The sequence below is a fragment of the Bartonella sp. AA81SXKL genome (genome assembly GCF_042196945.1).
GTDB lineage: Bacteria > Pseudomonadota > Alphaproteobacteria > Rhizobiales > Rhizobiaceae > Bartonella.
Genome location: NZ_JBHIRH010000096.1, coordinates 407 through 789 on the forward strand (window position 1 = coordinate 407; position 383 = coordinate 789).

General features: G+C 36.3%; 1 pseudogene. It reads right to left on the reverse strand.

The features are described from left to right. Window positions 1-37: 37 nt before the first annotated feature. Window positions 38-383: pseudogene (locus ACFINZ_RS09765) on the reverse strand (deoxyguanosinetriphosphate triphosphohydrolase); the annotation flags it as partial.

The window sequence follows — 383 nt, forward strand, 5'->3', positions numbered from 1 at the left end:
CATTCATATTCAACTTCCATTGTGTATTCAAAAGCTGTTAAATAAAATTATCTGTGCAGTCAAATAAATGCTGATATTCACGTAGAGCGTAGTGATCGGTCATACCTGACAGAAAGTCAGCAATAAGACGCGCTAACTCTTGATTTGTTAAGTGAGCTGTTTTGTTATGCCAGTTTTCAGGCATTACATCTGGGTTTTCATAATAACATTCGAATAGTTTTTGTACAATGCGTTTTGCTGCATTGCGACGATTGAGAACTTGATCATGGTAATAAAGGTTTTTAAACAGAAAATCTTTTAGTTCTCTTTCGTAAACGGCCATTGTGGGGGAGAAGGTAACAATGGTTTGTTCTGCTTGGTGAACATCACTTATACTTTTCGGT